Genomic DNA, 25,784 nt, shown 5'->3' on the forward strand with positions numbered 1-25,784 from the left:
TTGAATTTTGCGATGAAAAAGACCATTTCTATCAATATAGCAGGTATTATTTTCCATATAGAGGAAGATGGATACGAAAAATTGGGGCTTTATCTCAAAGCTATCCAATCGCACTTTGCTTCTTATGAAGGTTCAAAAGAAATTACCGAAGATATTGAATCTCGTATAGCAGAAAAATTTTGGGATAAACAAAAACGTGATGCCAAACAAGCAATCACTTTAGAAGATGTGGATTCTCTTATAGCTTCAATGGGAACAGTTTCTGATTTTGAAGCAATTCAAGAAGAAGAAGATTTGGTGACAGAAGAAAAAGCGCAACAAACTGCCCAATCAACACAATCTGAGCAAAAATCTACTACTTCTGAACAATACGAATATCCAAAATTTGAAACTGCTAAAAAGCTTTATAGAGACACACAGCGTAAACTTTTGGGTGGCGTTTGTGCAGGCTTTGCACATTATTTGGGTATCGATGCGCTTTGGGTGCGTTTGATTTTCTTAATCACTTTCTTAGGTCTAAGTCCGTTAACAGAATCGCCATTGAGTGGGGTAATCTTCGTTTTGTATATTGCCTCATGGATTGCCTTTCCTGCGAATGCTTTCTTGGAAGAAGACGATACAGTGAAGAAGTTTTACCGTAACCCCGACCATAAAGTACTAGGTGGCGTAGTGAGTGGCGTATCTTCTTACACAGGTTTTGATTTGGGAATGTTACGCTTTGTATTTGTTCTTTTGATTTTTGCTTTTGGTTCGGGCATTGTTATCTATTTGATTTTATGGGCAATTGCTCCAGAAGCTAAAACCATTACCGATAAAATGCAAATGACAGGAGAGCCCATTACTTTGGAGAATATCGAGAGCAATATCAAGCGTACGCTTAATACCGAAAACAAGCCCGAAGATACCCTGACCAAAGTATTATTGTTACCATTCAGAATGATTTCGCAGGTATTTAAAGCACTTGGTCCTATTGCAAACTTTGCGATTATCTCATTTAGATTCTTTGCTGGTGGTATGATGATTTTCACATCTCTAGTAATAATAGTAGCTTTATTTTTCTCATTGTTCGTTGGGTTTACAGCACTCGAAACAGCAAATGTGTACATTGGCGACAACCTACCTTTAGGCTTTTTGGCTCGTGATGCTTCACCTTTTATGTTCATAGCTGGGTTTTTAGCGGCTATTGCTCCTGCTATTGCGGTTGGTATTGCGGGAATTTCCTTAATTATTCGTCGTAATATCTTTACCTCGGTAGTTTGGCAAAGTTTACTTGGTATTTTTATAATAGGTCTATTTGGGTCTATGTACACAGGTATTAGTTATGCCAAAAACTTCTCAAGAAGTGCCAGCATTCAACAATCGTCTAACCTTGATTTTGGCAAAAAAACGCCTTTATTCATAATCAAACATGTTTCTGACCATGTAGAATTTGTGCCATCGCTCGAGATTATCGGCTATGAAGGAGACGCATACAAACTTGAAAAGGAGTATTATGCAAAAGGTATTGATAAAAAAGATGCAGAAAAAAATGCTTCAGAAATACTTTATACCTATTCGAAAGTTGATTCAGTTTTATCTTTTGACGAAGAGTATGAGTTTACCGAAAATGCTCGTTTCCGTGCCCAACGTGTTCGTTTGAGATTGTATATTCCATACGAGAAACCATTTAGTATGACCAGAGAATTTGCTTCGTTCATTGAGAATAGAATCTCTGGAGGCTACTTTGATGGTGAAAAAGATTTATTCAAAGGCTCTTTGTGGCAGTTTACTCGTGAAGGCGAACTTGTATGTTTAAACCGTTTCCCTGTAGAAAACAATTATGATAACGATAGCAACTCTTCTGATGATGAGACTGATTTCGCACCTAATGACTTTGTACAAAAATTCCCGCTCAAAGACTTCGACAAAGTCCAATCAGCTATAGAAACTCCTTCTGAAGTATATATTCATTTTGGAGAAAATTACAAAGTAGAAGTTGGCGGAGACCAAAAAGATGTGGAAAACATTGTTGCAGAGGTAAAAGAAAGAAAATTAACTATTTCGCAAAAGAATCCAAGTAAACAAGCTGGTTTCTTGACGGTGCATATTACACTACCCAACCTTTCATACTTAAATCTTGAAAAAGGCTTTGGCAATGTCAGAATCAAAGATATTCAGGCTGACAACTTCCAATTAGATACCAAAGGACAATATAAAATTCGTGCTACGGGTCATCTGGGTAATCTTACTGCAGAACTTGCTGGATTAACTAATTTGGAAGCTTTTGAACTAAATATAGAAAATGCTAAAATCAATGCTGCTGAAAATGCCCATGTGGAAGTTGATGTAAATCAAAATCTGGAAGCTAAGGCTTCTGGCGTTGCGCAAATTCGTTACAAAGGAAGTCCAAACCTTCAAAAAACGATTAAAGATAATGGTGTAATCAAACCTGAAAGAGATTAGATCAGCATAATAGAGGCATAATGTCAAACGCGTTATGCCTCTATTTTTAAAATACTTTTGTTTTTTTTCTACATCATGCAACCTTCCTAAGCCTCTTTGCATCTTATCGACAAATCATAATCATCAATTAATATGAAACTTCAAACCTACTTTCGCCAAGCTATCATGGCTGGTGCCTTATTTTTAGGAGCTAATTTGGCTCAAGCTCAAAGCCAAAAAGATTTTAATCTTTCAGGATTCAACGAAATTGAGATGTCAAGCGCATTTGTGATTGATGTAACTCAGGGCAGTACTTTTAAAGTACATGCAGATGCTGAAAGAAGCGAAGACTTAGAAGATTTAGAAGTAAAAGTATCAGGCAAACGTCTGATTGCCCGCTACAAAGACAAGGGTAGCTGGGGCTGGAATAAAAACCGTAAAAGAGTACATTTTACCATTGTTGTACCAGACATCAAAGTGTTAGATTTTTCAGGCGCAACAAAATCAAAAATCTCTGGTTTTAATGATTTAGAATATTTGAAAGTACAATTTTCGGGTGCCTCTAGCTCAGAAATTAGTGTTAATGTTGATAAATTACTATTCGATATTTCAGGAGCTTCTAACGTAACACTTAGAGGAAAAGGTAGCATTATGAAGCTTGATGCTTCAGGAGCTAGTAAGTTCAACGCGCTTGATTTTGTAGCAAAAGACGCCGATTTGGACGTTTCAGGTGCTACAAGTGTACGTGTAAATGCTTCAAAAACATTGAACGTTGAAGCTAGTGGTGCATCTTCAGTACGTTACAGAGGTACTCCTTCGGTACGTAGCGATGCGTCTGGCGCCTCATCTGTAAGAAGTGAATAAGTTGCTGGTAAACCTCTTTAAATACTCTTGATACAAACGAGCAGTCCCATCTGGAATAAAATTCAGATGGGACTGCTCGTTTGTAATGGGATATTGTGTGAAAATATTTTCAAATTCCCAAACTTGGTTTGGAGACGTAAGCATTACGTCTCTACGAGGGAAGAAATTATTCTCTCGAAAATTCTACCATTTTCAAATCTTCAAATCACCAAATTTTCAAATTTCAAACTTGGTTTGGAGACGTAAGCATTACGTCTCTACGAGGGCGGAAATTATTCTCCTGAAAATTTTACCATTTTCAAATCTTCAAATCGCCACATTTTCAAATTTCAAACTTAGTTTGGAGACGTAAGCATTACGTCTCTACGAGGGAGAAAATTATTCTCCCGAAAATTTCACCATTTTCAAATCTTCTAATCACCACATTTTCAAATTCCCAAACTTGGTTTGGAGACGTAAAGTATTACGTCTCTACGGAGGGAGAAAATGATTATCCTGAAAATTCCACCATTTTCAAATCTTCAAATCACCAAATTTTCAAATTATCTTTTCGGTTCATTCAATTCAATCACATAGCCATCTGGGTCGGTTACGTAGATTTGGTAAGCACCATCAAATCGCTGTTGACGATGATAAGGAACTTCTTTTGACTTTAAAAACGCCTCGATACCATCAGCAGAATTACTTGGAATAGTCAGCGAAAAGTGCGCTCCATTTCTATCATTATTACTTACAGGGTCTTTGCGACCAAGCAATAAATGTAACTCCTGTCCTGGAGCTATCTGAAACCATCTACGTATTGAAATTAAGTTATCTGGCACTGTCACGGGTGACAAACCGATGATTTCTCGATAAAAAGCTGCACTGACTTTAAGGTCTTTTACCGCCAATCCAACGTGATTATATGACAAAATGGTAATTCCTTTGGGTGTATCTTGTGCCAATGCACTTTCGGTACCGATTCCAGCAAAAGCTAACGCCAATAAAGGCAAATATGACAATTTCATAGTTATTAGGGTATTTAGTTGATTATCAAAATTTTATACAATGGTAAGATGTGTAATCAATGGAAAGATTAAATCTTGAAAAAATATTTCTAACAAATGACTTCATTTTATTTGAAAAACTTGCCCCGAACTTTATATTTTTATAGTAGTAAAATTTTACATCCTCACAATCATAGACTGTTTGCGTGAAAGATGCAGCAATTCTATGGATATTTTTGCTAATTCGTATGCCTAATGCTTGGCGCCTACAGCCCCAAGCAATATTCTAGTATAAGCATAGAGCGAATTTCGCTAATATGGTTTGCGTGAAACTTGAGAACGTGTATTCTGACTGGACCATTTTTTAGACTGATTTTTAATGAAATACATAACATATTTAATCTTACTGAGTATTTCGGTAAATTCTTTTGCCCAAAACTCTGTAAAACAATTATCCTTACAACTAACACAATCTGCTCCAAACGATTCCTTGAAAGTAGCAGCTATTTTCGAGTGGATTACTGGCTCTATCCAATACGATTTGGAGACTTTTCAGCAACGGCTTCCCACCCTCGATTTGGGTAATTCTCAATCCAGTGCTGTGGTTCTCAATACTCGAAAAGCAATTTGTGGTGGCTATTCTAATCTTTTTTATGACCTCTGCAAATATGCAGGAATCAAAACCCAAGTGATTGAGGGTTTGGGCAAAATTCGCAATTCATCCAATCCTTCCGACTCTACTTTTCGGATAGAAAGCCATGCTTGGAATGCCGTAAAACTCAACGAAAAATGGTATTTGCTCGACCTCACATGGAGTTCGGGGGCGATGATCAACAACACCTACCAGCAACGTCGTTCATGGGAGTTTTACATGATTTCTCCTGCGGTTTTCTTACTAACCCACTACCCTAGCGACCCCGTATGGCAGTTACAAAAAAGAATTATTTCGTATGAAGAATTTGTCAAAGGAAGCCCTTTTTTGAAAACAAAAAGATTTGATTACGAAAGAATTTTGGCTCAATACGAGAGTCTGGACTCTACCACTCAGGTGTTAGAAACCCAAGAGCGAATCATTGCGCATGACCCCAAAAACGATAATGCCCACAATATGTTGGGGTATTTTTATGCTACTCGCTCCACCAAAACACTGGAAGAGTACACCGTCATATCACGCTTGATTAGGGATAATAAAAATCCCAAAGAACAACAGGCCTTGGCTTTACAGTATAAAAACAAAATGTTTGAACTACTCCACAAAGCCGAAATGGAACTAAACAAGTCCTTAGATTATTATAATCATATAGGTCCTTTGGCTCAAATAAAAGGTGTTCTAGATAATAAAAATGCTATTTATAACAACTTAGAGGCAATTCGAAAGGACAAAGAAATGATGAACAGATACTTTGCCATTTTAGGTCGAAACAAACGATGAACAACTACGATGTAATTATTATTGGTGCAGGCCCAATTGGATTAGCTTGTGGACTAGAAGCTCAAGAAGCGGGTCTCAGTTATTTGATTTTGGAAAAAGGATGTTTGGTCAACTCTCTCTACAACTATCCCGCTAACATGACTTTTTTTAGTACTTCAGAAAGACTAGAAATTGGAGATGTTCCTTTTGTTTCTAACAATGCCAAACCAACGCGTGCGGAAGCGTTAGAGTATTATCGTCGTGTAGCGGTACATCGTAAACTAGCCATCCATTTATTTGAAACCGTTGAATCGGTTACTTCACAAGAAAACTTGTATCAAATCACTACAAGTAAGGCACAGTATTCGTGCAAAAGCATTGTTATTGCTACAGGTTTTTATGATATTCCTTATTTGATGGAGGTTGAGGGCGAAGATTTGCCTAAAGTAACGCACTATTACGAAGAACCGCATTTTTATTCTATGCAAAATGTACTCGTGGTAGGTGCCAATAACTCTGCCGTTGATGCTGCATTAGAAACATGGCGTAAAGGTGCCAATGTTACCATGGTAGTCAGAAGCGAAGGAATTGGTGAAAGGGTAAAATACTGGGCAAAACCTGATATTGAAAATCGCATCAAAGAAGGCTCTATTCAAGCATTTTTTAACTCAGAAGTGGCAGCAATTCGTCAGCATGAGGTAGACATCAAAACGCCTGAAGGTATCGTTACGATTCCCAATGATTATGTAATTGCCATGACAGGCTATCAGCCTAATCTAACTTTCTTGGAGAAAATGGGCATTGAGCTTTCTCAGGATGAGATTCGTAAACCATTTTATGATGACAAAACGCAAGAAACCAACTTGCCAAACGTGTTCTTAGCTGGGGTTATTTGTGGTGGTATGAATACCCACTCTTTGTTTATCGAAAATTCCCGTGTGCACGCCACACATATTATGGATACTTTGAAAAAGCGGTTTCTGTAAATAACAATTCTTCACACAATACAATAGGTACCGAATTTTTCAGTACCTACTTTTTTTCTTATTTCTGGATACTGGGTAAATAGCCCATTTTCACGTCTCAAAAATATTTTTTTAAAAAATAAGCTACAGACTTGTCTGTTCTGAAAAATTGTAATACCTTTGAAACATAATACTACAAAAACATGGATGTAAGATCAAGAATTATAGATACCGCTTCACGGTTGTTTTATTCTCAAGGATATAATAGTACAGGAATAAATCAAGTGATTAAAGAGGCCAACGTTGCCAAATCAAGTTTGTATCAATATTTTCCATCAAAAGACGATTTATTAGTAGCGTATTTGAATGAAGCGTCAAAAAATACTAATCAGGCTATTGATGAATGGTTAGAAAAATATAGCACCGCATCAGAAAAAGTAACGGGCTTATTTGATTTTTTGATTGTTTTTGCAGAAAGTAAAGAATTTAATGGATGTAATTTTTTAAATATTATTTCCGAAATACCTCAAGAAAATGAACGAGTAGCAGCATTGATTATTAAACAAAAAAACCATATAAGGTTTGTATTCTCTTATATTTTAGAAAACGAAAATCACGATACAACACTTGCCGACGAATTGTATTTGTTATTTGATGCTTCCATGATTTCTAGTAAAGTTTATAAAAGTAGTTGGCCAGCCCAATCAGCCAAAAAAGTAGCAGAGAAATTATTAAACTGTGCTAAGTAACATAATTTTAAGAGTAGCGTTACTCTTTTCTCAATAATATTTTACCTTCCAAAAAACAGACTTGTCTGTACTGATGTAATATGAATAAAGAATTAGCATTTGCTATATTAAGAGTGGGATTAGGGCTAAATATCTTATTTCACGGATTAATAAGGCTTCCAAATTTAAAGAAGTTTAGTAATAGCCTCACCGAAGAATTTGAAGGCACGATACTACCTTCTACTGCAGTTAACGTTTTTGGATATTCATTACCGTTATTGGAGACTATTGTTGGAATACTACTAACTATTGGGCTATTTACACAATCAGTACTCATAGCTGGTGCGTTGATTATGATTGTATTGTTATTTGGCAAGTCATTGAAAAGCGAATGGCAAATTGTAAGTTTTCAACAAATCTACATACTGATTTATGCCTTACTACTTTTCCTTTTAGAGTTCAATTTATTTTCTTTTGATTTTATTTTTTTACCCAAAACAAACAGACTTTTCTGTTTTATTAATGTATTATGAAAAAGTTATTCCTTATTACAAGCCTTCTTGTAAGCAGTTTATCTATGGAGGCACAACATTCTAACAATCAAAAACAGAACAAACCAATAAACAAACACATGATGAACGCAACAAAAGTGAGTTATCAGACTATTAAGATAGAAGGGCTAGACGTTTTTTATCGTGAGGCTGGCGATAAAAATAAACCAACATTATTACTCTTGCATGGGTTTCCGTCAGCATCACACATGTACCGTGATTTAATCAATAATTTGGCAGGGGATTATCACTTGGTGGCTCCTGACTTCCCTGGTTTTGGTCAAAGTAGTGCACCTACAACACAGGAGTTTACTTATACATTTGATAAACTCACAAGTATTACCAACCAATTTATCGACAAGCTTAGTTTAAATAAAGTAACTCTGTACGTTCAAGATTATGGTGGTCCTGTTGGTTTCCGAATTGCCTCTCAACGTCCTGAACTCATTCAAGCTTTGATTGTTCAAAATGCTAATGCTTATACAGAAGGATTAGGTGCAGCATTAAAACCATTGGCTGAATATATGCAAAACCCTAACTCTACCACAGAACAAGGTGCAAGAGCATTGCTGAGCTTGGACGCAACAAAATGGCAATATACAGATGGAGCTGAAAATCCTGCTAATGTAAATCCTGACAGCTATATCCTAGACCAATATTATCTTGATCGTAAAGGTAATGACCAAATTCAATTAGCATTATTCAGAGATTACGCTAATAATTTGACATTGTATCCTGTATGGCAAAAGTATTTTCGTGAGCATCATCCTGCTACTTTGGTTATCTCAGGCAAAAATGACCAATTATTTACTGCACCAGGAGCCGAAGCATTTAAAAAAGATAACCCCAATGCACAAATTAGTTTATTGAATGGTGGACATTTTGCTTTGGCTGAACATCATGAATTGGCGGCAAAACTAATTAAGGAGTTTCTTGTTCAAAGAGGGATTAAATAACCTGATGAAAACTCATTAAAATTGTAGGCACTATATCTGTATAGTGCTTACAACTTTCTTCCAATTTGACTTTCAAATATTACTTATTAACTAAATATGAATCCCAATAATCGTATGTCAGCTATACTTTATGTTATTCTTACCTTATTGGTAGGGTTTTGTTTTCCGATTATGGCTTCGTCCAATGGAATATTAGGTCGTTCATTAGGAAGTCCTTTTGTAGCAACGTTAGCTGTATTTCAATTAGGTTCACTACTATTGATTGCGTTAATTATCGGAACAAAAGAAACTATTCCTAGTTGGCAGCAATTTCACGAAATAGATTGGAAGGTATGGGCAGGAGGCTGTATTGTCATTCTCAATTTGATTACTTTTACAGTAGCCCCAAGCAAAATTGGTATTGCAAACATGATTGTAATATTTGTAGCAGGACAAATTATTTCATCTGTTATTGCTGAACATTTTGGATTACTCAGATTTCCAATTCATAGTATTAGCTGGCAACGAGTATTGGGTATTTTATTGCTAGTTCTTGGAGTAATTTTAGTGAAAAAATATTAAGGAAGTCTTTGCCAAAATGAGTTTATCTGAAGTAAAGAGACGAAAAAACCTTATTTTATTACTCAACCAATCAGCCTATCGATTTCATTGATAGGCTTTTATTTTTAGCAAAATGCAAAAAATTAATCGAAAAGATTTTCTCCTTATGGCAAGTTTAGGCACAACAGTTTATCCTTTTTTTTCCAACAAAACTGCTACAATTAAAGCTATTGCCTTTGACGCATATACTTTATTTGACACAAGTAGCGTAACTCGTGTACTTGAAGAAATTTACCCTCAAAAAAGTAAAGATATCATGAATATATGGCGTACTCGTCAATTTGAATATACTTGGTTGAGGAGCATGACTAAGCATTATGAGAATTTTGAAAAAGTAACAGCTGACGCCCTAGTATATGCGACAGCATTTTTGGGACTTCCCTTATCTGAACAACATAAACACGATATTTTAGAGGAGTTTAGAAGTATGAAATTTTTACCAGAGGTAAAAACGACCTTACAGCTTCTGAAAAGCAAGTCTTTGCGATTAGCCATCTTATCGAATGTGACACAGAAGATATTAGAAAACAGTGTAAAACGTTCCGAATGTGAAGGATTATTTGAATTCATACTGAGTACAGATATTATAAAGGACTACAAGCCTGCTCCTAAAGCTTATCAGCTTGGCGTAAACGCATTTCGACTAAGAAAGGATGAAATACTATTTGTAGCGTTTGGTGGATGGGACGAAGCGGGTGCTAAACTATTTGGTTATCCAACGGTATGGATCAATGCAAATGATTTACCAGTTGAACAACTGGATGTACGACCAGACTTTATTTGTAAAAGATTTTTAGATTTAGAAAATATTATAAATAATTTCTAAAGTTCATTTAAAATAAAACTCTGTCAAGACAAAGCCCTGACAGAGTTACCCACACCAGTGTAAGCTAAAACACATGCTTACTTAAATAACCAATTATTTCCTACTGTCCAATTCATTTTCAACCATTTACTTTTTTTAGTTCAAACAACTTTTAACTAATTTTTTTTTTTCTTATACTAAAAACTCGAGATAAATTAAACCCAAAGTTAACAGCACCTTTTCCCCATTGATTTGTTGTTTTGGTCAAAAAAGCATTTTCATTCATTCCTACTGTGTTTGAAAAATGCAATTGAAACACGTGTCCACCAGTTTCGATATCAAATCCTATAGCTAGAGGGTTTTCGAAAATTTCTTTATTGAGCCCTGATATTACGTAATCATAATCTGCTACAAAGGCAATTCGTCGACTAAGTTTCATTCGAAGTCCAAAGCCAATAGCTACCACATTATTGTCATCTTTGCTGGATGTTGGTTGAATCCGATTACGATGAACCAATATAGGGTTAAGTTGAAATGAAAAATTTTCATTAAATTTTCTCCCAATTAAAAGTTCATGATAGTAACCACTTCTGTCTGATACTGGCGCCGAAATCTCTCCTGATGGTGCAGGAGTAGTATTTAAGGTAACACCACTTACCCAGACCAATGAAAAAGGCTGTTCTTTTCTTCCTTGGGTTTGTTGTAATATTCGCCACTTAATACTACCATCCAACTCTTTTTGATAGGTGCTTCTGCCAACTCCAATGCTTAAGTTTTGGGTGATACCATAATCAAAGCCTAATCTAAAACTAGCTTGATCAAACCCATAAAAGTTTGAAATTCCTGAATTTAGCAAACCAAAACGGTGTAAGATTCGAAAATCAAGAACACCTTTACCTATCATTTCTATAGACTGATTATTAATCACCCGTGAAGATTTAAAAGCATTTGTTACATATTCTGTTTTGATGGAATCAGTATCTTGAACAAGGTTGAGCAAATTATCAGATTGGGCTATTGATTGGGAAGAACCTAAACAACAAACCCAAAAGCAGATTTTTTTTACCATAATTGAAATTATATATTGTTGAAGTGTAATTCTACACAAGCGAGTTACTTGAGTACATTATCCAAAGTACCCTTCATCGTTATTTTGACTTGTTTAGCTATTTTTTCGGCTACAATGGATGGAATTGAAATTTTATAATCCGCTAAACTGACAGAAAACTCGGTCATTATTTGTGGAATACCCTTTGCTATACTGATTAAACCACTAGTTTCTATGTCATGTTCTACACCATGAATAGACAATTTCCCTTTTACTTTTACGCTATACATACCATCTTTAGCATATACTACTTTACTAAAATCTGTGATAGTTCCAGTAAAAACAGCCTTCGGGAATTTGTTACTTTCTACATAGTTTTCATTAAAATGTTCCTGCATTAGAGCTTTTTCAAATTCAAACCCTTTCATCAAAACCGAAACTTGAATATTTCCTGTTTGTGCATCTAGGACTGCTACTACACTTTTGTTAATAGCCTCAATGTTTTCAATTGGTGTAGTAGAATAAAATCGTACATAGCCAGCCTTTGTATAATTTTTTTGAGCAATAGACTTACTTATTTGTACCAGCACAAACAGTATCGTGAAAGCTAAAATCTTTCCTTTATGTTGATATATCATTGTTATTAATTGACGATTATACATCTTTTTAAAACGATGTCATTTCCTAATAATTCATCTTGATTGTATCCTAAATACACCCCCTTAATGATTACCTCACTAGATTGGGTCAGACCTGCACTTTTTTTAGAGTCAGACATGGTGCAAACGATAGAAGTATTTGTATTTTCATTTCCTAAATAAAGAATTACTTCGCCATTTGCTATATTCAAACTTTTAATTTTTCCTTCTACTTGAATTACCTTTTCTTTAAAAATGCTATCATTTTCAGCCCAGTTAGCCTCAAACGTTTGACTCAAATCGGTAGCGAGGAAAATATAGTCAGGCTCAAGCGCCTGAGTATTCACTGCTTTCCTGTTATATTCCTTTAAGCCATACCAAACAGCTAAGACCAGTATCATGAGCACGATAGAAGCTATTTTGATTTTACTCTTTACATTTTCTACTTTTTGATTTTCCATAATTTAACGTTTTAAAATATACGTCAAAGTTAATTCTCTTTAATGAAGGGCTAATAGGTCAGGATTTAAAACTGAATCACTACTAACCCTCATTACACCACCCTCCTTAATTATTAAGAGCTCCAGAGGAAACCCAACACTTTATCTTTTGAATATCTGCATCACTCAAAGTTGCTCCTAAAGGCATTCTTTTACTTACCACAGCATCTTTGATAGCATTTGCGGATGCACTTATTTTGGCATAGTCTGTAAATGCACCGGGACCATTCACACTTCCTACACCATGACAACCGCTATTAAATGCACAACTCGACTGGATAATTGGATTGATATTAGTAGAGAACTTGACCTCTATTCCACTACAATCATTCGGATTGAGAATATCATCTTTTTTATTTGTACAAGCTCCCATTCCTAACAAAATCAAACCAACAATCAAGCTTTCAACTACATAAGTCCACTTCATCTTATTGAATTTTAACGATTGGACAGTTTACTTTTCCTGCATCTTGAACCAAGATAGAGGCCGTAGTTGCAGTAGTTAAGTTTCGAACACTTCCAAAGGCCGCATTGTCATACACTTTTACTGTCCAAAGTGGTGAGTAAGCAGCATCTGAAGGAATAGTTGCCACTACGTTGTGAGTTTGACTACTTCCTGCTTCGGTCTTGAAACCAGAACCTGGACCTCCATTTGCTTGGTCAGGGTTTATATTAAAAGTGACATATATTGGTGACAAAGGCACAGCACCAGTAGAAGTAGCTTTTAGATTTTTTTCAAGAAAGTTAAAGTAATAAACAACTTTCCCTTTGTACCATCCTTTGGTCAATCCAGCATCTTCAGAGCTTAAAAATCTTTTAGTTGCAGTAGAACCTTTCGGAACCACTGGACAGTTTACAATATCGCTTGTTGTTGAAATTTGATAACCTTTTGCCACGATGTCAGCATAACTTGTTACCGTATTTGCCACATAATTAGCGGGTACAATAACCTTATAAACTTGCCAAAAATCATTATAGCCAGCATCTCCAGGAATCACATTGATGATATTAAGTTGCCCTGAAACTGGATTACTTTCACCTTGTTTAAACAACACCCAAATTGGTGCAGGAGCGGTTGGCTGAACATCAAAATTATAATATTCTACTGTCTGCCCAGAAGGAGTGAACCCTTTTGTAATAAATGGTCCTTGGTCAAAATTCACAGGGGCATTTGCCGCAGGAAGTCCGTTGGCTGCTGTTCTTACTTGTAAGTGACCTGCGGTTGTACTAAATCTATCAACAGATACTTCTTCAGCAGTATTAGGGTCTTTAGGTGTAGGGGTAACATCTTCGTCTTTCTTACTACAAGCACTTAAAAATACCAAAGCTCCAACAAAAAGAGCCATAAGTTTTACATTGAGAGTTTTCATTGATTTGTTGTTTTAATTATTTGATGCAACAAAACTATTTTGAAAGTATCTCAAAGGCGTTTCAGAATTATAACAAAAGTATAACAGTCTATTTTATCTAATTTTTTTTACGGAATTTTACCTTAGAAAACGAGCTAACACAAATCCACTGCGCACAAAAACACCCTAAAAACTACACATAATCAAGCATTTATAATTTCATTCAAGACAATTTTCTTTATTTACGATATCGCTTATGAAAAAAGTTTTAATTATAGAAGATGATAAAAATATCATTGAGTTGCTATCGATACACTTAGTTGATTTGATGTGTGAAGTAAGCACGATACGCAATGGAAAAGAGGCCTTAGATTTAGTACATAACAATACTTTTGACTTAATTATATTGGACCTTATGCTTCCTGGCATGAATGGCATGGAAATTTGCCGTAAAATTCGTCTATTTAATTATATTACTCCTATTCTTATACTTTCTGCCAAGGCCGAAGAAATAGATAAAGTATTGGGACTAGAAACAGGAGCTGATGACTACCTAACGAAGCCTTTTAGTGTTAGAGAATTCATAGCACGCGTCAAAGTAATTTTCCGTCGAAAAGAAAATGAGCGTATTCTCCACGATAAGCCCAATAAATATTTACTCCAGTTTGACGACTTGGAAATAGATATTGATAAACGAAAAGTCACTCTCCAAAACCAACGCATAGACCTTTCCCCAAAGGAATTTGACTTAATTTCCCTTTTAGCTTCAAACCCTGGTAAAAGTTATAGTCGTATGCAACTATTGAACCTTATTTGGGGATACAATTTTGAGGGCTATGAACATACCGTTAACACCCACATCAATAGACTTAGAGGTAAAATAGAACGAGATATTTCCAACCCCAGATTTATACTTACAACTTGGGGTATTGGATATAGATTTAATGAGGATTTATAGATTTAAAATATTCAGAAAATGTCTCTCAAAACAGTTAAAGGAAATCTTCTTTTTTGGAAAATATCTGGTGTATATACATTTTTACTTATCGTATTAGGGCTAGTTTATATTGGTATTGCATCGCATCTATCGCATCGATATATTAATGAAGTTCATCAGCAACTTTATGCTGATATAGCCAGTCATTTAGCCAAATCTACGCATCCATTCAAAAATGGCAAACCAGATACTCTCGTCACCCACGATATTATACATTCAATGATGGTAGTTAATCCAAGTGCCGAAATATACCTTCTTGATACAGCTGGAGCTATTATCGATTATGTGGTACCGCAAAAAACTGTAAAACGTAAACAAGTTGATTTATCACAAATCAAAACTTTTATATCAGGAAAAAGTATTCAATTAGAAGGAGATAACCCCAAACAGGTAGATGAAAAAAGTATTTTTTCAGCAGCCCCAATTCAAGAAAAAGGTAAAACTTTGGGTTATGTTTATGTGGTTTTAACGAGTGAAAAACAGAAGGTAATTCTTTCTCAAACTAATCATCATTTGTACTTTAACTTAGGGACTTCCATATTTTTACTCACATTAGTCATCACTTTTATTGTTGGGATTATTACCTTCTTTTTAATTACGGATAGTGTATGCGAAATCGCTGGAATTGTCCTACGATTTAAAGAAGGAGACTACTCTGCCAGAATAACTGGCAAACTCGGAGGCAACCTTGAACTACTGGCAAATACCTTCAATGAAATGGCCGATGTCATTGTGGATAACATCAAAAAAATCACTGCAACTGACCGTTTACGTCAAGAATTGATTGCCAATGTTTCGCACGATTTACGAACGCCCTTAGCCATTATGCAAGGATATATCGAAACTTTGATTATCAAGAAAAATTCTATTCATGAGTCATTACGTGATCACTATTTGTCAGTGGTTTGGGACAGTTCGCTAAAACTAGGAAAATTGATTGAACAACTTTTTGAGTATTCAAAACTAGAAGCCAATCAGATTCAACCAGAAAAAGAACCATTTTTATTGAGCGAACTTATTTCTGATTTGGTATTCAAATACCAAATTCTTGCCAAGGAGAAAGAGATTTTACTTAAACTAGATATCCCCAATCAACTCCCATTAGTATTCGCTGATATTGCTTTAACAGAACGAGTAATACAAAATCTCTTAGACAACGCACTTAAATTTACACCTAAAGGAGGTGAAATTAGTATAATATTAAGAAACCAACATTCGGGTATAGAAATACAAATTGCAGATACAGGAATTGGTATAGAAGAAGAAGTACAAGTTTTTATCTTTGAACGCTACAAACAGCTTGACGACTCGAATAGTACAAGCCACAAAGGCATGGGAATGGGAGTTGGGCTGGCTATTGTAAAAAAGATTTTAGACCTACACCAGGTTGCCATATATGTAAAAAGTACCCCTGGAAAGGGAACAACATTTTGGTTTGAACTACCTTTTGCAAGAACAAACCTATATGTTGGGACTCAATTACTATAAATCTATTGATATAAGAGAGGGCAAGAATAGAATTTCTCACCCTCTCTTATAATATCAACTCCCATCCTTTATTAAAATCCAAAATCAGCATTATAACGCCCAGCACGGTCATATAACGACTTTACAGGGATACTAAGTCGCTGTCCAATAGGTTTGCCTCCTCTATAGCTTTGAATTTTCAAGAAAGAAGCATTTTTAGGAATATCCAATTTGCTTTGATATTTTGGAGAAAAAGCATCGGGGTTTGTCCCATCAAAAGTATAATACAAATCCAAGCCTTTAATTTCAGAAAGCATCTCGATTTTGAGATTTGTACCTTCCTTCATAGTTCTAACCAAAGGGTCATATACGCTACGTGAATAGCTGATAGAGGCTTCGTCCATTCTCAAAAATTGGTTTTCCATTTTGGTAATAAAATAGTCCCAATTTCGCTTTTCTTTCTTACTCCATAATACCTCCGACAAAGCCCATGCTCGTGGATACATCATATATTCAACATGGCGAGAATTAGGAATAGACTCCGTCCAAAGATTCCCTTGTCCACCCAAAATCAAGGAAGAACTCACGCTAGCAGGTGTTGGCTCAAAATTATACACTCTTTTCAAGCGTAATAAATCATAGGTCATCGGTTCTGCTGTTGGCTCACCTTGGTACAAATCCAAATAGGCAAAAGTATTGGGCGTCATTACTACGGCATGATTTTGTTTGGCAGCCTCTATCCCACCTTTATCGCCTCGCCACGACATTACAGTAGCTTCTGGCGCTAAGCCACCTTCCAAAATTTCGTCCCAGCCTATGAGTTTCTTGCCTTTGCTCGACAGGATTTTTTCGACTCTTTTGACAAAATAGCTTTGTAATTCAACCGTATTTTTCAAGCCCTCTCTTTTCATCAAAGCTTGACATTCGGCACTTTTTTCCCAGTATCCTTTATAACATTCATCGCCGCCAATGTGGATATAGGGGTGTGGAAAAAGCTCGGTTACTTCGCCAAAGACTTTGTCTAGAAACTCATATACCTTTTCGTTTGATGGACAAAGTGAGTTTTCGACATCTCGGTAAAACTTCCATCCTGCATTCACCTGAAACTTATTACCTCCTGCACATGACAATTCTGGATACGCCGTCAGAATTGCCAAACTATGCCCTGGCACATCGATTTCTGGCAAAATTTGTATATATTTTGATTGGGCATACGCCACAATTTCCTTAATGTCTTCTTGGGTATAAAATCCTCCGTAAGTAGGTTTTTCTCCTTCTTGAGGCAATTCTCTTTCCCACCAATTACCCACACGTGGCACTCGCCAAGCTCCTACGCTGGTGAGTTTTGGATAAGATTTTATTTCGATTCGCCAGCCTTGATCGTCGGTCAAATGCCAATGAAAGGTATTGAACTTATAACGTGCCAGTTGGTCGATAAAACTTTTGATATATTCCTTCGGGAAAAAATGGCGACTTACATCCAACATAATGCCGCGCCACGCATAACGAGGGTAATCGATGACACTACTCGAAGGAATTTTCCAAACCATTCTTTGGTACTTTTTACCTTCAACTTGTTTAGGAAAAAGCTGAATCAAAGATTGAACGCCATAAAATAAGCCCGCAGGTGTTTGTGCTTTGATGTCAATATGTTTAGGCGTTATATCCAAAGAATATCCCTCCTCCTGTCCAACGACTTTGAAAGGTGTACTTTCCAGCTTAAAATTGATATGTTTCCCTATTTTGGGTGTCTCCAATACAGGTAGTTTTACCCCTGTCGGAATAGCCAAAGTCATTGCCAAAAACTCGGCAATCTTTCGTACTTCTGCATTTCCTTTGGGTATATGAATACGCGTATCGGCCGTAAGGACAAACTCGCCAAGTGCTTTTTGTTGGGCTACAGGTTCTGGGATAATTTGTTGGGAAAAAACAAGAGGACTACTCCACAATACCAAGGCTAGGAACTTTACTAATTTCATTATTAACAAGAGGTTTTATAGTACGATTGTTGAATGATGAATTGTGAATATAAATTTCTAACTGTCAACATTTTACATTTAGCAACCATACAGAATAATATTTATTAGGCAAGAGGCACAAGGCAAATAGTTTTTTAAACTATTTGCCTTGTGTCAAGAAATTAAATATGATTTTGCCTACTTAAAATGGCTTTTGACCTTAGGCTATTTAGTGTTCAAAATCTATCCTAAATTCATCATTTTACGAATGTACTTTCCTACAATATCAAATTCTAAATTGACGATATCGTCTACTTTCAAAGTATGAAAAACTGTATGTTCATACGTGTAAGGAATAATCGCCACACGGAAAGTATTAGTACCTGAATTAAAAACGGTCAAACTGGTTCCGTTAATACAAATAGAGCCTTTTTCTACCGTAATATTTTGTCCTTCTGGTTCATATTCAAAGTCATATAACCATGAACCATCTTGTGGGGTAATCGCTGTTACACGACCAATTTGGTCGACGTGCCCTTGTACAATATGCCCATCAAAACGACCATTAGCAGGCATACAACGCTCAAGGTTTACTTTTGAGCCTACCTCCAATTTCCCAAGATTGGTTTTCTTCAAAGTCTCATCAATCGCCGTTACTGAGTATAGATTTCCTTCTATGGCAATCACCGTAAGACAAACCCCATTATGAGATAAACTTTGGTCGATTTTTAACTCATTGGTAAACGGACAAGTGAGCGTAAATGTAATATTTGTACCTTCTTTATGAATATCCACCACCTCGCCGATAGCCTCAACAATTCCTGTAAACATAGTTGTAAAAGATTAAAATGAAAATTTGCATTAGCAGGCGCAAAGTTAAGGATTTATTGGAATCGCTTTCACTTCAAAACTTGGCACCTTTGTATTCTTTAACAACAAGCTCCAACAAATGATTGCCTCTATTGTTATCTTTGCAAACAAAGAACGAACAAAAGGCGAATTTCAGAAGCAAATGAAAAATTTAAAATGGATTATCGGTTTAGTGATTTTAGTCATTGTTGGCTATACAATATTCAACGGAAGCGAATCGGCACCGAAGCAGGATAACGCTGCCTACACGCAACAACTCCAAAAGGCTCGTAAAGAAAAGGATGAGTCTCTCAAGACAGACAAAGATTCTCCTATCGAAGACAAAGCTACTTTCAAAGGATTACCGTATTTTGAAATAGATCCAACTTGGAAGGTTTTAGGAAAAATAGATAAAGTAAAAAGTGGTCAGAAATTCGAAATTCAAATGACGGGAGGCGAAACAGAAACCTATGAACCTTACGGGAACATTAGTTTTGAAAAAGATGGCAAAAAGGTTTCGTTGAAACTATTTATCAATAGTGAAGGAATGTTGTTCTTACCTTTCAAAGACTTGACCTCTGGTAAAGAAACTTATGGTGCAGGAAGATATATTGATCTTGATCCTAAGAATGAAAAAGATTCACAAATTGAGATTGATTTTAACTTAGCCTATCATCCTTTTTGTGCCTACAACCATACCTTTACTTGTCCGCTACCACCAGCAGAAAACTTGATTCCAATGGCAGTAACAGCAGGTGAAAAACTCTAATTGGATTGGAGATTTGGGATATAAGATTTCGGAAGTAAGGCATATTCCTTCATTTCCGAAATCTCAAATCCCAAATCCGAAATAGATAGCTGTTAGGCTTCTACCTCCTCTTGTAACACCGTCAGTACTTCTGTATCCAACAATCTTGCGGCAAGGCTCAACGTCTTGATTAATTCGTAATGAAAATAGAATTTCATTGTGTGAATTTTATCTTGATAGAACGCCAGTTCATCGCCAGTCGGCGCTTGTTGCTCTATCGCATTTTGTGCCACAACGCCTTGTTTCAACCATTGCCAAGCCACGGTGATAATACCAAACAACTCCATATACAAAGTAGCATCTGCCAAAAATACCTCATTGTTTCCTTGGGCGGCTAAGCCAAGCAAGTGCATAGTCACTTTTTGCAAACGACCTAATTCCTTTTCTAGCTTTTCAGCATACGGTAACAAAACTTCATGATTTTTGGCTTCTATGACGGTTTTCATCACTTCTGCAAAAAGAAGTTGAGGCGCTTTACCACCATTAGCAGTAACTCCTCTACCCAGTAAATTCAAAGAATGGATTCCCGTAGTACCTTCATAAATCGACATAATTCTTACATCACGCGCCATTTGCTCCAACGGAAAATCTTCGGTATATCCATACCCTCCAAATACTTGCAAACCTTCATTTACCGCTTTGATACCATATTCGGCTGGATACGTTTTGGCAACCGTCGTCATCAAATCTAGCATTGTTTGATAAGCTTTTGCCTCCTCGTTGTCACTACCCAAGCCATGAATCATATCTTGCCACCAGTAACATTGAAACAACAAACCAATACAACCTTCAACAATCGCCTTTTGGAACGTCAACATACGACGCACATCAGGGTGATTGATAATGAACGTTTGTGAGTCAACGAGATTCTTATTGGTTAATCTACGACCTTGCGGACGCTCTTGGGCATACTCCAAAGCCGCATAATAAGCAGCCGAAGCAATATAAGTACCACCCATACCCACGCCCAAACGAGCTTCGTTCATCATTTGGAACATATATTGCAAACCACGATTGGCCTCTCCCACCAAATACCCCACAGAATTATCCTTATCACCAAAAGTCAAGTGCATCGCTGGCGTAGCTTTTTGACCCATTTTATGATAAATACCTGTCGAAACTACGTCATTGTCTATCGTATAATTACCAGCGTCGTCGGCTCTAAACTTCGGTACCACAAACAAAGAAATACCTTTGGTACCCAGCGGAGCGCCTTCGATTCTCGCCAAAACCAAATGAATAATATTATCGGCAATATCATGATCGCCCGCAGAAATAAATACTTTTTGTCCTTTGATTTTATAGGTTCCATCTGCCTGAGGTGAGGCCGTAGTCACGACATCCGACAAGGAACTTCCTGCCTGAGGCTCAGTCAAGCACATTGTACCTGTCCACTCGGCAGTAATCATACGGTCAGCAAATTTTTCTTGTAATTCTTTAGAGCCAAAAGAATAAATCAAATGTGCCGAACCAGCAGTCAAGCCCGTAAACATCACAAATGAATTATGCGCAGCTCCACGAATAAACTCATTGGCGGCATTGACCAATAAAGGCAATTGCTGTCCACCATGCTCATAGTGGAAAGTGGCGCTAATCATGCCAGAATCCCCCATCGCTTTCATATAATCCTTTACGGCAGGATGCACTTTTACCTGACCATTGGTAAGCTCAGGTTGTTTACGGTCAGATTCCACGTAGGCAGGACGCATGATTTTATCGGCAATTTCCTCAGCCGTATCCAATACCATATCAAACATATCAGGCGTGTAATCCTGAAAATGAGGATACTGCGTAAGTTCTCCCACTTTGAGTACCTCCTTGAGCATAAAGTCGAGATTTCGACGAGAATATTGTTGTGCCATATATTAAATAGGATTTTATTTCTTTAAAAGTTATATTCTATTTTAAGTAAAAATAATACAAATAAAAATATTATGCAAGCATACCATTTATGATAAGATTACTGAGCTGTAAGAATTTGTCTGATTTTTATCATGACTCGCTCCTACAGCTCAGAAAGGTGATTTTTATCTTTTTTTGATTTGGAAATCTAAGTAAGTTTTCTAAAATTTGTTATAACTAAGAATTTAGTAGTTTTTCTGAATTAATTTTTCACTCCTGTTTCTAAACCTCATAAAATCATGTACAAAACCTATTGCCTTCTCTCTTTTTTCTGGATAGGCTTTCTATTTAACAGTCATAGTGCTATTCTATATGCTGAAAATATTCGTACCACTGATTCCACGTTATTAGACATTCGGGCTTCAAAAGAGAAGCCGTTCAAATTCTACTATAACGATATATTTGGTGAACGTCCTGTTTTATACGAAATACAGAAAGATACCCTGTTAAGGCTACACTTCGACTATCCTATTTTGGTGATTGTAACTGATAGTACTCCCACTCGAAAAACACTTTACAGTAAGTTTCATGGGAGATTTACGGTAAATAACTTCTTAGTCCAGCCCAATGAAACAATCCTAGTCGAAAAAGATGAGAAAAACATCACTCATTTTAGTACCAAGGATAAAGTGCGTACAAATGAACTCAACTTTTTTGTCGCAATGGAAAAGGAGCTGGGCTTATTTGAAGGTTTCGGAGCCGATTTAATGCCTGTCCAATCCACTCCCATTGATGAAATCACATTTGCTAGAGAGAAATTCGAGAGTCGTATGCGTTTTTTGAGTAAGTACCAGCAAATTCATGAATTAAGTCCCTCTTTCATTTCACAATTACAAGCACTTTTTCTATTCAGAAAACTCTCAAGCTTGATGTCTGGCTATTATTCTGTTTATAGAGGAACATTTAAAAAGAGTCATGAGCTGATTGAGCAGGAAATAAGCACCACTGTAAAATTAGATGAAGCTCTTTTCTATTCAAGCGAGCAAAGAAGTTACGTTCAACAATTTCTATACCATTGGGCACTTAAGAGAAAACAACCAACCGACGCAGCTACCTTGATAAGCATTGCAAGTGAAACATTTAAAGGAAATATCCGTGAAATGGCAATGTATGACTTAATCCGTGCTGCGGTGGTATTAGGACAAGAAAATACAAACACGACACTGGAAGCATACCTACAATATGCTTCGGATAGTTTTTTAAAAGAATACGTCATCAAGAGTTTTCAACCACAAATACTGGCTAAACGATTAGGGGTGAATAATGACATTTTAGATAGCGAACTTATTTCAAACAAAGATTTGGAGGCACATACATGGAGAGAGCTATTGAGTACAGACGAGCATAAACTTATCTATCTAGATTTCTGGGCTTCGTGGTGCGCTCCCTGTAGAGCAGAAATGCCTACTTCAAAGCAACTTAAAGAAGAATATTCTACTAAAGGAATCAAGTTTGTTTATGTTTCAATTGATGATAATATAAGTGCTTGGCAAAAAGCTATTACTGAATTAGGTTTAGATTCGTCGACTCACTATCTGATGCCCGACGGGAAAAAATCCGCATTTGCTGACAAGTTTAAGGTAAGTTCCATTCCTCGTTATATGCTCGTAGGACGCGATGGCACAATGATCAGCGACAATTCACCCAGACCGACCAATCAACATATACGAAGTTTTTTGGATGAGTTTTTGAAGAAATGAACCAGTTGATTACAAGAATAAACGCCGAAAAATATTTTCTTTGAAAGATAAGCAATATAAATTTTACTCTGAAAGTTGTCTAATAAACTCACTGTCAATAGGTCATATCACCATCGATAACCTCACTCACTTATGAAACATCTTACACTCTCCTTCCTCATTTTATGCTTTTCATTCATTCAAAACTATGCCTCGGCTTCCATTACCCGCCACTTCTTGAAGCTACCTATCGAAGATTCTTCTTCCCAAAAATCAGCTAATGGGGTAATTCATGTACAATTTGCAGGCAAGCCAGTTTTTAACAGTGTTTTGAAAACAAAAACCCGTGATTTAGGGAGACTCCAATATCTAGTTTTCAGTGCTGATTCAGAAGTTGAGGGGATATTTTTCAATGAAATAGCTCAAAAAAAAGAAGCAAGCTTTTTCACTACATCAGATTGGGTTATGGTTCGTAGATATTTGAGTGCATTTGAGTTTCAAGATTTCTTAGCCCATAAAGGGGACTCTCTTTTGATTGACTTTGATCAATCAAAACCCATCACCGTAAAATACTCAAATTTCAATTATACACCTTTGGACTTTGCTGTCGAAAAACATCTCAATCAAAAGGAAACCGAAGCCTATTTGATAACGGGTAAGTCTGACGATATCCGAATGGTAGCAATGAAATATTTCTATGATGACCCACAAATAATTAAGACACACAGTACACGAACTGCTCGCGAAAAAGCGATTTATATTGAAACACTGGAAAATCAAATGGCTACAGACTTGATTTCGCCAATGGATCTCATTAATAACAAAGCCCAAGAGTTTTTAGACTCTTTGAATAGACATAGGCTTATATCCAAAGAAGTTTACTCTTTTTACCAAGACAAATATGCCAATTTACTTTTCAAAATACAGTTAATGTCTGGAAAAATGGACTCTCTTTCATCAGCGAAGAGACTTAATGAAAAATTTACCAAAACTCATTTCAATGATTATTATTTGAATGCTTGTGTTCAAAACTATGAAAGGAGGTATTTTGCCTCAAAAGCGAAATGGGAAGTAATTAATCAGTTTAATTTCAGAGACCCTAGAGAAAGTTTTAAGTTAGTCATGAATTCATCGTTGTTGAGCCATGAGGTAAAAGAGCAAATGTTATTTCTCGGTTTAAGTAATGTTGACTACTTTTTTCGTACTGAAATTGATAAATACTTACATTTATTTACTGCATTTGCCAAGAATAAAAGCCTAATTGAAAAGGCACAAGAAAAATATCAGGAGGATATTATTGCCAATAATAAGCCCTCAAATTTACATTTAGAATCACTCACTAAACAACAAACCTCTATAGAAGATATACTAAGAAGCAAAAAAGGTAAGATTCTTTTTATTGACTTTTGGGCAAGTTGGTGCGGACCATGTATCGAAGAGATGAAATATTCAAAGCAACTTTCTCAAACCTATAAAGACCGTAATCTTGAGGTTGTATTTTTTTCAACAGATGACAACTTTCAAAAATGGGCCAAAGCAAGCGAACGTTTAACCCTTGACCAATATGCTAACAATTTTAAAATACTGAATTTCGGAAACTCCAAGTTTAATCAAGAGCATAAATTCAAATCTATTCCTCGGTATATGATAGTTGGTAAAAATGGGCAAATAATCAATAATAATGCTCCTCGCCCATCCGACCCTAGATTAAAAACTGTATTAGATAAATTATTACAACAATAACTCATTTCAATCTAATTGGCTGAGTCTTTTTCTTGATTCTTTTTCTACGAAAAGCATTCTGAATTGTCTCTAATAAGCCCTACCCCCTATGAAACTCATTCTCATCAATCTCTTTCTTATATGTATGATGGCATATACAAGTCTTGCACAAAAGCAAGATACAATCAGGGTATTTGATATTGAATCTTTTATGAGTTCTTACCAAGAAATTAGCCCTGATACGATGGTATATATGGCAACACAACATCCTGCAACGTTCCCCGAAGGAAATATGGCGCTGAATCGTTTTGTAAAACAATATCTACAAAAGCACATTAAAAGCTCCGTACAAGATAAGGTCATGGTTTTGTGTTCAATCATTATCGAAAAAAATGGTTGCATCTCTTCTGTTCATATTCTACCTACCAACAATACCGATAAAGGTTTAGAAAGTCATGTAATAGAGGCTTTATTTGCCTCCGCACCATGGACTCCTGCTTTACAAGACGGTAAGCGATTGAGATATAAAACCTACTTTTCTATTCAGTTTCCTTAGTTCGGCTTTTAAGGCATTTTCACA

At 36.2% G+C, this 25,784-nt stretch carries 24 protein-coding genes; 15 read left to right on the forward strand and 9 right to left on the reverse strand.

Translation table 11 applies throughout. The features are described from left to right. Window positions 1-12 precede the first annotated feature (12 nt). Window positions 13-2,442, forward strand: coding sequence for a PspC domain-containing protein (locus tag QM481_RS19000; RefSeq protein ID WP_283382912.1), 2,430 nt, complete (start codon window positions 13-15; stop codon window positions 2,440-2,442). 132 nt (window positions 2,443-2,574) lie between these two features. Next, a complete protein-coding gene (locus tag QM481_RS19005; protein ID WP_166550499.1) occupies window positions 2,575-3,285 on the forward strand; it encodes a head GIN domain-containing protein in 711 nt (236 codons plus the stop codon). A 542-nt stretch (window positions 3,286-3,827) separates the two neighbouring features. On the opposite strand, the gene QM481_RS19010 is transcribed toward QM481_RS19005, so the two are convergent. Continuing rightward, window positions 3,828-4,292, reverse strand: coding sequence for a VOC family protein (locus QM481_RS19010; protein ID WP_166550498.1), 465 nt, complete (start codon window positions 4,290-4,292; stop codon window positions 3,828-3,830). A 358-nt stretch (window positions 4,293-4,650) separates the two neighbouring features. On the opposite strand from QM481_RS19010, the gene QM481_RS19015 reads away from it, so the two are divergent. From QM481_RS19015 to QM481_RS19045, 7 genes are all read left to right on the forward strand, one after another. Further along, a complete protein-coding gene (locus QM481_RS19015) occupies window positions 4,651-5,703 on the forward strand; it encodes a transglutaminase domain-containing protein (protein ID WP_283382913.1) in 1,053 nt (350 codons plus the stop codon). Next, window positions 5,700-6,668 carry a YpdA family putative bacillithiol disulfide reductase gene (locus tag QM481_RS19020; protein WP_283382914.1) on the forward strand — a complete coding sequence of 323 codons (969 nt, stop codon included), beginning with the start codon at window positions 5,700-5,702 and terminating at the stop codon, window positions 6,666-6,668. The genes QM481_RS19015 and QM481_RS19020 overlap by 4 nt, the downstream gene beginning before the upstream one ends. 182 nt (window positions 6,669-6,850) lie before the next feature. After that, a complete protein-coding gene (locus QM481_RS19025; RefSeq protein WP_283382915.1) occupies window positions 6,851-7,396 on the forward strand; it encodes a TetR/AcrR family transcriptional regulator in 546 nt (181 codons plus the stop codon). 80 nt (window positions 7,397-7,476) lie between these two features. Continuing rightward, the gene (locus QM481_RS19030) at window positions 7,477-7,908 is read left to right on the forward strand and encodes a DoxX family membrane protein (RefSeq protein ID WP_283382916.1); all 432 of its coding nucleotides are present in this window, start codon (window positions 7,477-7,479) and stop codon (window positions 7,906-7,908) included. Between the two features lie 98 nt (window positions 7,909-8,006). Further along, window positions 8,007-8,882 (forward strand): alpha/beta fold hydrolase, encoded by an 876-nt coding sequence (locus QM481_RS19035; RefSeq protein WP_283382917.1) that lies wholly within the window; start codon window positions 8,007-8,009, stop codon window positions 8,880-8,882. Window positions 8,883-8,996: 114 nt separating this feature from the next. Beyond that, window positions 8,997-9,443 (forward strand): DMT family transporter, encoded by a 447-nt coding sequence (locus QM481_RS19040; protein WP_283382918.1) that lies wholly within the window; start codon window positions 8,997-8,999, stop codon window positions 9,441-9,443. Window positions 9,444-9,555: 112 nt separating this feature from the next. Beyond that, window positions 9,556-10,308: a haloacid dehalogenase type II gene (locus QM481_RS19045; RefSeq protein ID WP_283382919.1), complete on the forward strand. Its 753-nt coding sequence runs from the start codon at window positions 9,556-9,558 to the stop codon at window positions 10,306-10,308. A 151-nt stretch (window positions 10,309-10,459) separates the two neighbouring features. On the opposite strand, the gene QM481_RS19050 is transcribed toward QM481_RS19045, so the two are convergent. The 5 genes from QM481_RS19050 to QM481_RS19070 form a co-directional block, all read right to left on the reverse strand. Next, a complete protein-coding gene (locus tag QM481_RS19050) occupies window positions 10,460-11,356 on the reverse strand; it encodes a DUF5777 family beta-barrel protein (RefSeq protein WP_283382920.1) in 897 nt (298 codons plus the stop codon). Window positions 11,357-11,400: 44 nt separating this feature from the next. Continuing rightward, window positions 11,401-11,973, reverse strand: coding sequence for a YceI family protein (locus QM481_RS19055; RefSeq protein ID WP_283382921.1), 573 nt, complete (start codon window positions 11,971-11,973; stop codon window positions 11,401-11,403). A gap of 5 nt (window positions 11,974-11,978) precedes the next feature. Then, window positions 11,979-12,434 carry an OB-fold protein gene (locus tag QM481_RS19060; protein WP_283382922.1) on the reverse strand — a complete coding sequence of 152 codons (456 nt, stop codon included), beginning with the start codon at window positions 12,432-12,434 and terminating at the stop codon, window positions 11,979-11,981. A 106-nt stretch (window positions 12,435-12,540) separates the two neighbouring features. Further along, a complete protein-coding gene (locus QM481_RS19065; RefSeq protein WP_283382923.1) occupies window positions 12,541-12,900 on the reverse strand; it encodes a c-type cytochrome in 360 nt (119 codons plus the stop codon). A gap of 1 nt (window position 12,901) precedes the next feature. Beyond that, window positions 12,902-13,843 (reverse strand): hypothetical protein, encoded by a 942-nt coding sequence (locus tag QM481_RS19070; protein ID WP_283382924.1) that lies wholly within the window; start codon window positions 13,841-13,843, stop codon window positions 12,902-12,904. Window positions 13,844-14,078: 235 nt separating this feature from the next. Between QM481_RS19070 and QM481_RS19075 the strand changes: the two genes are divergently transcribed. Together QM481_RS19075 and QM481_RS19080 are read left to right on the forward strand one after the other, a co-directional pair. Then, window positions 14,079-14,780, forward strand: coding sequence for a response regulator transcription factor (locus QM481_RS19075; RefSeq protein ID WP_283382925.1), 702 nt, complete (start codon window positions 14,079-14,081; stop codon window positions 14,778-14,780). Between the two features lie 18 nt (window positions 14,781-14,798). Further along, a complete protein-coding gene (locus tag QM481_RS19080; protein WP_283382926.1) occupies window positions 14,799-16,307 on the forward strand; it encodes a HAMP domain-containing sensor histidine kinase in 1,509 nt (502 codons plus the stop codon). 71 nt (window positions 16,308-16,378) lie between these two features. On the opposite strand, the gene QM481_RS19085 is transcribed toward QM481_RS19080, so the two are convergent. Together QM481_RS19085 and QM481_RS19090 are read right to left on the reverse strand one after the other, a co-directional pair. Continuing rightward, window positions 16,379-18,265, reverse strand: coding sequence for a beta-N-acetylhexosaminidase (locus QM481_RS19085; RefSeq protein WP_283382927.1), 1,887 nt, complete (start codon window positions 18,263-18,265; stop codon window positions 16,379-16,381). 222 nt (window positions 18,266-18,487) lie between these two features. Continuing rightward, entirely contained in the window at window positions 18,488-19,075 is a 588-nt protein-coding gene (locus tag QM481_RS19090; protein WP_166550494.1) for a riboflavin synthase, read from the reverse strand. A gap of 181 nt (window positions 19,076-19,256) precedes the next feature. On the opposite strand from QM481_RS19090, the gene QM481_RS19095 reads away from it, so the two are divergent. Next, window positions 19,257-19,862: a DUF1684 domain-containing protein gene (locus QM481_RS19095; RefSeq protein WP_283382928.1), complete on the forward strand. Its 606-nt coding sequence runs from the start codon at window positions 19,257-19,259 to the stop codon at window positions 19,860-19,862. 92 nt (window positions 19,863-19,954) lie between these two features. Here the strand turns inward: QM481_RS19095 and QM481_RS19100 are convergent, their stop codons facing one another. Further along, on the reverse strand, window positions 19,955-21,763 hold the full coding sequence (locus tag QM481_RS19100) for an acyl-CoA dehydrogenase (protein WP_283382929.1): 1,809 nt from the start codon (window positions 21,761-21,763) through the stop codon (window positions 19,955-19,957). Window positions 21,764-22,042: 279 nt separating this feature from the next. On the opposite strand from QM481_RS19100, the gene QM481_RS19105 reads away from it, so the two are divergent. The 3 genes from QM481_RS19105 (at window position 22,043) to QM481_RS19115 (ending at window position 25,760) form a co-directional block, all read left to right on the forward strand. Next, window positions 22,043-23,503, forward strand: coding sequence for a TlpA family protein disulfide reductase (locus QM481_RS19105; RefSeq protein ID WP_283382930.1), 1,461 nt, complete (start codon window positions 22,043-22,045; stop codon window positions 23,501-23,503). Window positions 23,504-23,635: 132 nt separating this feature from the next. Next, window positions 23,636-25,225, forward strand: a complete 1,590-nt coding sequence (locus QM481_RS19110) for a TlpA family protein disulfide reductase (protein WP_283382931.1) — start codon at window positions 23,636-23,638, stop codon at window positions 25,223-25,225. 88 nt (window positions 25,226-25,313) lie between these two features. After that, complete coding sequence (locus QM481_RS19115; protein WP_283382932.1) at window positions 25,314-25,760, forward strand: hypothetical protein; 447 nt, start codon at window positions 25,314-25,316, stop codon at window positions 25,758-25,760. The last annotated feature ends 24 nt before the right edge of the window (window positions 25,761-25,784 follow it).

Source organism: Flectobacillus rivi (genome assembly GCF_030056655.1).
Lineage (GTDB): Bacteria > Bacteroidota > Bacteroidia > Cytophagales > Spirosomataceae > Flectobacillus > Flectobacillus rivi.

Bases quoted from the DNA above. Each gene is read 5' to 3' on its own strand.
- QM481_RS19000 (WP_283382912.1), top strand. From the start codon at position 13: ATGAAAAAGACCATTTCTATCAATATAGCAGGTATTATTTTCCATATA.
- QM481_RS19005 (WP_166550499.1), top strand. From the start codon at position 2,575: ATGAAACTTCAAACCTACTTTCGCCAAGCTATCATGGCTGGTGCCTTA.
- QM481_RS19010 (WP_166550498.1), bottom strand. From the start codon at position 4,292: ATGAAATTGTCATATTTGCCTTTATTGGCGTTAGCTTTTGCTGGAATC.
- QM481_RS19015 (WP_283382913.1), top strand. From the start codon at position 4,651: ATGAAATACATAACATATTTAATCTTACTGAGTATTTCGGTAAATTCT.
- QM481_RS19020 (WP_283382914.1), top strand. From the start codon at position 5,700: ATGAACAACTACGATGTAATTATTATTGGTGCAGGCCCAATTGGATTA.
- QM481_RS19025 (WP_283382915.1), top strand. From the start codon at position 6,851: ATGGATGTAAGATCAAGAATTATAGATACCGCTTCACGGTTGTTTTAT.
- QM481_RS19030 (WP_283382916.1), top strand. From the start codon at position 7,477: ATGAATAAAGAATTAGCATTTGCTATATTAAGAGTGGGATTAGGGCTA.
- QM481_RS19035 (WP_283382917.1), top strand. From the start codon at position 8,007: ATGATGAACGCAACAAAAGTGAGTTATCAGACTATTAAGATAGAAGGG.
- QM481_RS19040 (WP_283382918.1), top strand. From the start codon at position 8,997: ATGTCAGCTATACTTTATGTTATTCTTACCTTATTGGTAGGGTTTTGT.
- QM481_RS19045 (WP_283382919.1), top strand. From the start codon at position 9,556: ATGCAAAAAATTAATCGAAAAGATTTTCTCCTTATGGCAAGTTTAGGC.
- QM481_RS19050 (WP_283382920.1), bottom strand. From the start codon at position 11,356: ATGGTAAAAAAAATCTGCTTTTGGGTTTGTTGTTTAGGTTCTTCCCAA.
- QM481_RS19055 (WP_283382921.1), bottom strand. From the start codon at position 11,973: ATGATATATCAACATAAAGGAAAGATTTTAGCTTTCACGATACTGTTT.
- QM481_RS19060 (WP_283382922.1), bottom strand. From the start codon at position 12,434: ATGGAAAATCAAAAAGTAGAAAATGTAAAGAGTAAAATCAAAATAGCT.
- QM481_RS19065 (WP_283382923.1), bottom strand. From the start codon at position 12,900: ATGAAGTGGACTTATGTAGTTGAAAGCTTGATTGTTGGTTTGATTTTG.
- QM481_RS19070 (WP_283382924.1), bottom strand. From the start codon at position 13,843: ATGAAAACTCTCAATGTAAAACTTATGGCTCTTTTTGTTGGAGCTTTG.
- QM481_RS19075 (WP_283382925.1), top strand. From the start codon at position 14,079: ATGAAAAAAGTTTTAATTATAGAAGATGATAAAAATATCATTGAGTTG.
- QM481_RS19080 (WP_283382926.1), top strand. From the start codon at position 14,799: ATGTCTCTCAAAACAGTTAAAGGAAATCTTCTTTTTTGGAAAATATCT.
- QM481_RS19085 (WP_283382927.1), bottom strand. From the start codon at position 18,265: ATGAAATTAGTAAAGTTCCTAGCCTTGGTATTGTGGAGTAGTCCTCTT.
- QM481_RS19090 (WP_166550494.1), bottom strand. From the start codon at position 19,075: ATGTTTACAGGAATTGTTGAGGCTATCGGCGAGGTGGTGGATATTCAT.
- QM481_RS19095 (WP_283382928.1), top strand. From the start codon at position 19,257: ATGAAAAATTTAAAATGGATTATCGGTTTAGTGATTTTAGTCATTGTT.
- QM481_RS19100 (WP_283382929.1), bottom strand. From the start codon at position 21,763: ATGGCACAACAATATTCTCGTCGAAATCTCGACTTTATGCTCAAGGAG.
- QM481_RS19105 (WP_283382930.1), top strand. From the start codon at position 22,043: ATGTACAAAACCTATTGCCTTCTCTCTTTTTTCTGGATAGGCTTTCTA.
- QM481_RS19110 (WP_283382931.1), top strand. From the start codon at position 23,636: ATGAAACATCTTACACTCTCCTTCCTCATTTTATGCTTTTCATTCATT.
- QM481_RS19115 (WP_283382932.1), top strand. From the start codon at position 25,314: ATGAAACTCATTCTCATCAATCTCTTTCTTATATGTATGATGGCATAT.